Source organism: Acidimicrobiales bacterium (assembly GCA_036491125.1).
Lineage (GTDB): Bacteria > Actinomycetota > Acidimicrobiia > Acidimicrobiales > AC-9 > AC-9.
This window is the reverse complement of record DASXCO010000069.1, coordinates 1-6,683: the sequence shown is the minus strand read 5'-3', so window position 1 is coordinate 6,683 and position 6,683 is coordinate 1. Positions and strand designations below refer to the sequence as shown.

At 70.9% G+C, this 6,683-nt stretch carries 7 protein-coding genes; 3 read left to right on the top strand and 4 right to left on the bottom strand.

What is annotated here, in order from left to right:
* Window positions 1–181: 181 nt before the first annotated feature.
* Entirely contained in the window at window positions 182–1,444 is a 1,263-nt protein-coding gene (locus tag VGF64_05685; protein HEY1634230.1) for an alkyl sulfatase dimerization domain-containing protein, read from the bottom strand.
* A gap of 84 nt (window positions 1,445–1,528) precedes the next feature.
* Between VGF64_05685 and VGF64_05680 the strand changes: the two genes are divergently transcribed.
* Window positions 1,529–1,960, top strand: a complete 432-nt coding sequence (locus VGF64_05680) for an SCP2 sterol-binding domain-containing protein (protein ID HEY1634229.1) — start codon at window positions 1,529–1,531, stop codon at window positions 1,958–1,960.
* Between the two features lie 27 nt (window positions 1,961–1,987).
* On the opposite strand, the gene VGF64_05675 is transcribed toward VGF64_05680, so the two are convergent.
* From VGF64_05675 to VGF64_05665, 3 genes are all read right to left on the bottom strand, one after another.
* On the bottom strand, window positions 1,988–2,626 hold the full coding sequence (locus tag VGF64_05675; GenBank protein ID HEY1634228.1) for a hypothetical protein: 639 nt from the start codon (window positions 2,624–2,626) through the stop codon (window positions 1,988–1,990).
* 82 nt (window positions 2,627–2,708) lie between these two features.
* The gene (locus VGF64_05670; protein ID HEY1634227.1) at window positions 2,709–2,954 is read right to left on the bottom strand and encodes a twin-arginine translocase TatA/TatE family subunit; all 246 of its coding nucleotides are present in this window, start codon (window positions 2,952–2,954) and stop codon (window positions 2,709–2,711) included.
* 138 nt (window positions 2,955–3,092) lie between these two features.
* A complete protein-coding gene (locus VGF64_05665; protein HEY1634226.1) occupies window positions 3,093–3,485 on the bottom strand; it encodes an NYN domain-containing protein in 393 nt (130 codons plus the stop codon).
* A 187-nt stretch (window positions 3,486–3,672) separates the two neighbouring features.
* Between VGF64_05665 and VGF64_05660 the strand changes: the two genes are divergently transcribed.
* Together VGF64_05660 and VGF64_05655 are read left to right on the top strand one after the other, a co-directional pair.
* Entirely contained in the window at window positions 3,673–5,379 is a 1,707-nt protein-coding gene (locus tag VGF64_05660) for a SpoIIE family protein phosphatase (protein HEY1634225.1), read from the top strand.
* Window positions 5,380–5,396: 17 nt separating this feature from the next.
* Window positions 5,397–6,683, top strand: a 1,287-nt coding sequence (locus tag VGF64_05655; GenBank protein HEY1634224.1) for an FAD-dependent oxidoreductase, incomplete at its 3' end; no start/stop codon positions are given.

The window sequence follows — 6,683 nt, the reverse complement described above, 5'->3', positions numbered from 1 at the left end:
TCGTTGGGCGCCGACGGAGTGCCCGAGGCGGAGCAGGACCAGGCCAGCGCCGGGAGCAGGGCGAAGACGGTTACAAGCACGCCGGCGCGACGGGCGAGCGAGCCACCAGACATTACGTGTGTATATTCGCCCCTTTCGCCCCACTCCCTGCCTTTCCGGGGGATACCGATGGGGAAACGAATCACCCCTGCGCGAGGCGGCGCGATTCGGCGGCGGCCCAGGCGAAGATGCCCCTCGACATGACCGAGTCCTCGCCGGCCGCTCGCCGCCCGAACACGTCGGCTCGAGCCCGATGGACCTCGGGATCCGCAGGAGCGGCGAGCGCCGCGGACTCCGCCAGATGGCCGGCGAGTCGGAGATCGCCGGCGTCGGCGAGCTGCCGGGCCCGGTCCGCCAGCCGGCGGGCCCCGCCGGCCAGGGTGGCCAGCTCATTGGCCAGGTCGGCCTCGGGGGCGGGCTTGAGGGTGGCGGGATTGCCGTCGTACCAGCCGCCGTAGAGGCGCCACGTATTGCGGACCACGAACTCGGGCTCGTCATAGACGGCGTGGAGGTACGGCCGCTCGAGCAGGTGGCGGGGAGCGGCGACGGTGTGGATGATCTCGTCGAGCCGGGCTCCCTGGTTCATGAGGGCCACGGTCTGATCGTGCAGGGTCTCGAGCAGCTCGGCCGTGTCGGTGAGGGCCCGTTCGATCCGGTCGGCGCCCACGATCGGAAAGCCGTGGCCGGGCAGGAGCACCTCGGGACCGAGGCCCGCCATCTTGCGCAGCGCCGCCGCCCAGTCCCTCGGGTAGCGCTGGACCTTCTGGGGATTGCCCGCATTGGGTGAAGCCCAGATGAAGAAGTCGCCGCAGCACAGCACCCGGCGCTCGGGGATCCAAGTCCAGGTGTGGTCGTCCGTCTCCCCGCGGTCGTGATGCAGCTCGAAGAGCACCCCGCCGATCTCGAGGCTCATCTCGTCGCGATAGGTGTTGTCGGGGTAGCGGTAGCTCGTCGGCCACACCAGGTCGGGTGCCTGGAACTGGCGCTGGTTGACGATGCCGTTGTAGCCGGCCGTCAGCACGTAGCGGTCGAACCGTGGGGGGAGAGCCTCGTGGCTCACCACGATCGGTGGTGGCCAGTTGTTCGACCGGGCGTCCTCCTCGAACGGACCGACGCCGAAGACGTGGTCGATGTGGCCGTGCGAGTAGATCGCCGTGTGCAGCCGGTCGGGTGACCACCGTCTCAGTTGGTCGTGAATGGCGGCGGCGAAGAAGGGGCTCCCCGTGTCCACCAGCACAAGGCCGTCACCAGTGGCGAAGGCGCTGACGTTGGCGAACGAGTTCACGAAGACCACGTCGTCGGCGATCTCGGTCACGGCGGTCTCGGGGAAGAACACCTGCTGTTCGGCGATGTCCACCTCGCCCCGCCACAGCCGGTCGGCCGTCTCCAGGACGCTGTCGGTCATGATGGCCCCCGATCGGCTCGCCGCCCGTTGTGGCGCTGACGATCATGATCCTAGGATTCGGCGCGCTAGCGACGAGCAGGAGGGATGTCCGTGGCCGAGAACGCCAATCAGCTGGGCCGGGAGCAGCTGGCCGAGCTGGTCGAGGGTAGGTCAGACGAGGAGATCAACGAGTTCGTCGCCGCGGCCGGCGTCGACACCGTGCTGGACCAGATCTTCGATGGCATGGAGGAGGCGTTCCTTCCCGAGAAGGCGGCCGGCCAGTCCGCCCTCGTCCAGTGGGACATCACCGCTCCTGACGGGACCCGCAGCTATCAGTTCAAGGTGGACGACGGGGCGTGCTCGGTGGCCAAGGGCGCCGCCGACTCCCCTCGGGTCACCCTGGGGCTGGCCCTGCCCGACTTCGTGCGCTTTGTGTCGGGCAAGGTCGACGGCATGCAGGCCTTCATGTCGGGAAAGCTCAGGCTCACCGGCGACATGTTCTTCGCCCAGACCATGCAGACGTGGTTCGACCAGTAGCGCCGGCGCCCTAGCGCGCCCGCCGCGTCAGTCAGTTCGCTTCCGGTTGGCGCGGCCCAGCGCCGTGCCGAGGCTGCGAGCTCCCTTGCCGAGGGCACGGTCGGAGCCGCCCGGCGCCCGACGGCGGGCCCGGGCAGCCAGGACCCCCAGCGTCCAGGCCGTGGTGGGCACGGGGCGCTGCTCAGCGGGCGTCTTCACCGGCTCCGGCGGCTCCGCGGCCTCGGTCGGCTCCACGGACTCGACCGGCTCGGTCGGCTCGATCAGCTCGGCTGGGGCTCCAGCCCCGCCGCCCTCCTCCGAGGAGACCACCGCCCGGCCCGGCTCCCTGGCCACGGCACCGGCCCGGGCGGCGGCTCTCACCGTGCGGACGGGGGCAGCCGCCGGGACGTAGCGGGTGCGAATGGCCAGCCGGAGGAGCACGATGGCGAGTGCCTCGGCCACGATGACCCCCGCCACGTCGAGATCGTTGCGGGCGATGACCGGCGAGACGACCAGGCCGACGACCAGCACCAGATCGAGCGCCTGGTGGAGCCGGGGCCCGATGACGCGGGCCAGGCCGAGAGGGCCCCGGGACAGCAGGGCCACCGCCACCAGATAGGCGGATGCGGCGAGGAGGACCTTTCCCATGGTCCCGCGTATGTGAAGGGACGTCTCGCCCAGGAGCACGGCGAAGACGTACTCGGCCCCCTGATGAAGCCCGAACGGAAGCGCTGCTCGTTCGGAGCGGGCCCGATCGGATTGGGACCGCCTAGGTACTTGCCTGCCCCTTGTCCTCCGTCGTGGCCTTTTCCGGGGCCTTCCCCTTGGCCTTGCCCTTGTCGTCCGCGGCGTTGTCCTCGGCTTGGCCACCATCCTCGACGCCCTTGCGGAACTCGTGGGACGCCGATCCCAGTGAGCGGGCCAGCTTCGGAAGCTGGCTCCCGCCGAAGAGCAGCGCGACCACGGCCAGGACTATGAAGAGGTCGGGCCCGGCGATATTGGCGAGCACACGCATCTCCTTCCACTGCGGTGTCTACCAGGCTAGAGGTCCGAAGCGACCTGGGGTAGCCGGGGCCGGAGGATGTCCCCTACGGGAGGCCGCCTGCCGCGGTCCCGCCCCGGGCACTTGGAGCATCCGGCACGCCCGGCACGCTCACCCGGCTAGCTGGTCGAGGCGTGCGAGAAGGGTCGACGCCCCATCCACGACCGCTCCGAGCCGCTGTACCTCGGCGCGGAGGACGCGGTCCGAGGTGAACACCCGCAGCGACCCGGGTTCGGGCTCCTCGGCCAGGAGCTCGAGGATTCGCTCGTCGGCGGCGTCGGGGCCCGACCGCCGGGCGTAGAGGACCCGCACCCCGGGGTGGGCGCCCTCGGGCAGGTCGGGCTGTGGTCGCCCGTCGAGCACCAGCGTCACGTCGTCGCCGGTGGCGGCAGCCAGGCGTTGCAGGCGGCCGAAGAGGTCCCGCGCTGCGGCCGGCCGGTCGCGCCACCAGCCCGTAGGTCGGGAGCCGATCACGTTCATGCCGTCGACGACGATCCGGTCCATCTCCGGCCACGATATGACGCAGCGCGGCCGCGACAGAGCTTGATGCAGGAGCAGTGACCGAGGTATTAAAGTATGCGCCCAGCTCCGGACGGGTGAGTCCGGGTCAGGAGACGGGGAGGATGGGGACCACCTTTACACGCCGTGATCATCATGCCGTTGTGATGCCAGGCCGGAGCGACAGACGCCGATGACCGGCGAGGCGTCACCCCACGCCGCCCTCGCTGACGCCATTGGCGCGGGCTCGCCCGCGGCGCTGGACGCGCTGTTCCGCGACCTTCCTGTCGGGCTCATGATCTTCGACACCGACCTGCGCTTCGCCCGGGTCAACGACGCCCTGCTGGCGATGGACGGCGGCACCTCAGGTGAGCGGTGCGGCCGAACGGTCCGCGAGGTGCACCCGGACCTGGCGTCCGGAGTTGATCGATCGCTGCGCCGGGTGCTCGAGACCGGTCAGCCGATCTTCGGCGAGCGCGTCGAGGGCGAGCTCCGGCCCGATCACGGTCGGGCGCGGGTGTGGCGGATGAGCTATGTCCCCATCGACACTTCCGACGGCGCCAGGTGCGGTGTGGGAGCGATCGCCGAGGACATCACCGAGCTGGAGCTGACCGAGCGCGCCGCCCGCCGGGATCGCGAGCGGCTGGAGCTGCTGTCCGCCGTCACGGCCGAGGTGAACGCGGCGTTGGACCCTGGGGCCAAGCTGCAAGCCCTGGCCGATGTCGTCGTGCCCGCCATCGCCGACATCTGCGCCGTGTTCCTGCTGCCAGCGGCGCCTGGTTACGACGACGGACTGGAGGTGACGGCCGAGCCGGCGGCGTTCGCCGCGACCCTCGACCTCCGGGCTGCTCGTCCCGAGCCCGATGTGAGCATCCGGTTCCCAGGAGATGATCCGGTCGCCAGGGCGGCGCGCCGTCGCACCCCGGCGATGCACCGGCTCGGAGCGGAATCGGCACCGGGATGGACGCAGGCGCTGCGCCCGCGTACGTGGCCCGCAGAGGAGCGGCCGCACACCATCGTCGGTGTGCCGGTGATCGCCGGCGGTGACGTCGTCGCCGTCGTTCTCTTCATCGCATGCGGCGAGCGACCGGCCTACAGCAGCGACGACCTGCGCACGATGGACCAGCTGTCGGCTCGGGCCAACGTCGCCGTCGAGCACGGGCTCCGGTTCCACCAGTCGCAGGAGATCGCCATCACGCTCCAACGCAGCATGCTGCCGCGGGCCGACGTGACGTCGGTTGACGAGTTGGAGGTCTCCGCCCGTTACGTACCGGCGACCGACCACGCCGAGATCGGTGGTGACTGGTACGACGTCATCCGGCCGCGTTCGGGAGGCGTCGGGCTGGTGATGGGCGACGTGATGGGTCGGGGCGTGCACGCCGCCGCCGTCATGGGCCAGATCCGCACGGCCGTACGGGCCTACGCCAAGCTGGGACTGTCGCCCGGCGAGCTGTTGCGGGCGCTGGACGAGCTGATGATCGACGTCGGAGAATCCCAGATCGCCACCTGCATCTACGCAGTGCTCGATCCGGCCACCCGCCACCTTCGGTTCGCCAACGCGGGACACATGCCGCCGCTGGTCGCTCGCGCCGGCGGGGTGACGAGCAGCCTCGAGGCCGATCAGGGGCCGCCGCTCGGAACTGGCGTCGGCGGCTACCAGGAGCACGTGTGGTCCCTGCCCGAAGAGGCCATCCTGGCGCTCTACACCGACGGGCTGGTCGAGTCCCCCGGCCACGACCTCGACGACGGGATCGGGGCACTTGCCGGCGTGCTCAGCGGCGACAGCACGTCGCTCGACCGACTGTGTGACGAGGCCATCGAGTCCATGGCGAAGGTTGTGGGCGGTGACGACGACACCGCCCTCCTGCTGGTGCGACGAAGACCGCCGCCCGCTGTCTGACGCCAGGAAGGCTGGGGATGAGTCCGATCGTTCAGGAACAAGGCGAGAACGGCCGTACGGGTGTGTCCCGGCGCGCCCTGCTCGGGGGCATGGCGGCGGCCGGCGCCGGGCTCGCCCTCCGCCCGGCTCCCGCCGTGGCCGCTGCGAGCCCTACCGGCGTCCAGTCGACCGCGGCGCCCTCGGGCAGCCGTCGCGCTGACGTCGTCGTCGTCGGCGCTGGGATCGCCGGCCTGGTCGCGGCCCGGACCCTGCGGGCCAAAGGGCTCTCGGTCGTCGTGCTCGAGGCCCGCGACCGCGTAGGTGGTCGCACGCTCAACCAGGATCTCGGTGCCAACGGCTTCCCGGGCCGGGTCGTCGAGATGGGCGGGCAGTTCGTCGGACCCCTCCCGAACGAGCCGGCCACCGCCACCTTGCCGACCCAGGCTGCCTACTGGCCGCAGGCGCGCATCTTCGGCCTCGCCGCGGAGCTAGGCATCGGCACCTTCAAGACCTACAACAACGGCGACTACCTCAACTATCTGCACGGTGTCGGGGCCACGCGCTACAGCAGCTCCACCCGCATTCCGCCCGATCCCGGCACTGCCAACGCCGGGCTGGCGATCGGGCTGCTCAACCAGATGGCGCGAGGCGTCGATCCCGCTGCCCCGTGGAGCTCGGCCCAGGCCAGCGAATGGGACGGCGAGACGGTGGAGTCCTGGATGCGCCGCACCCTGCTGCCGCCGGCGTCGCCCGACGCGTCCACCAACCACCTGGTGACCCTGGCCGTCGAGGAGGTGCTCTCGGTCGAGCCGCGGGAGATCTCGCTGCTGTGGCTGCTCAACTACATCGCGTCGGCGGGCACGCTGGACAACCTCGTCGACACTGCCGACGGTGCCCAGGACAGCCGCTTCGTGGGGGGATCCCAGGCCATCTCGAACGCCATGGCTGCACAGCTCGGCGACAGCCTCGTTCTGAACGCCCCCGTTCGGGCGCTCGACCATGCGGGCGCGACGGTGACGGCGAGAGGCGACGGCTTCAGCGCGACCGGGCGCCGCGCCATCCTGGCCCTCCCGCCGGCGCTGGCCGGCCGCGTGGCCTACGACCCGCCACTCTCCGACCTGAGCCCGGACGGCTTCCTGCGGGATCAGCTCACCCAGCGGTTCCCGATGGCCAGCATCCTCAAGGTGAACGTCATCTATCCCCGGCCCTTCTGGCGTGACCAGGGCCTGGCGGGTCAGGTCACGAGCGACAGCGGGACCGTCCGGGCCACCTTCGACAACACGCCGCACCCCGATCCCCAGACGTCACAGGTCAGCCCGGGTGCC

Excerpts from the sequence above, each read along its gene's own strand:
- VGF64_05685 (HEY1634230.1), bottom strand. The coding sequence starts at position 1,444 with ATGACCGACAGCGTCCTGGAGACGGCCGACCGGCTGTGGCGGGGCGAG.
- VGF64_05680 (HEY1634229.1), top strand. The coding sequence starts at position 1,529 with ATGTCCGTGGCCGAGAACGCCAATCAGCTGGGCCGGGAGCAGCTGGCC.
- VGF64_05670 (HEY1634227.1), bottom strand. The coding sequence starts at position 2,954 with ATGCGTGTGCTCGCCAATATCGCCGGGCCCGACCTCTTCATAGTCCTG.
- VGF64_05665 (HEY1634226.1), bottom strand. The coding sequence starts at position 3,485 with ATGGACCGGATCGTCGTCGACGGCATGAACGTGATCGGCTCCCGACCT.
- VGF64_05660 (HEY1634225.1), top strand. The coding sequence starts at position 3,673 with ATGACCGGCGAGGCGTCACCCCACGCCGCCCTCGCTGACGCCATTGGC.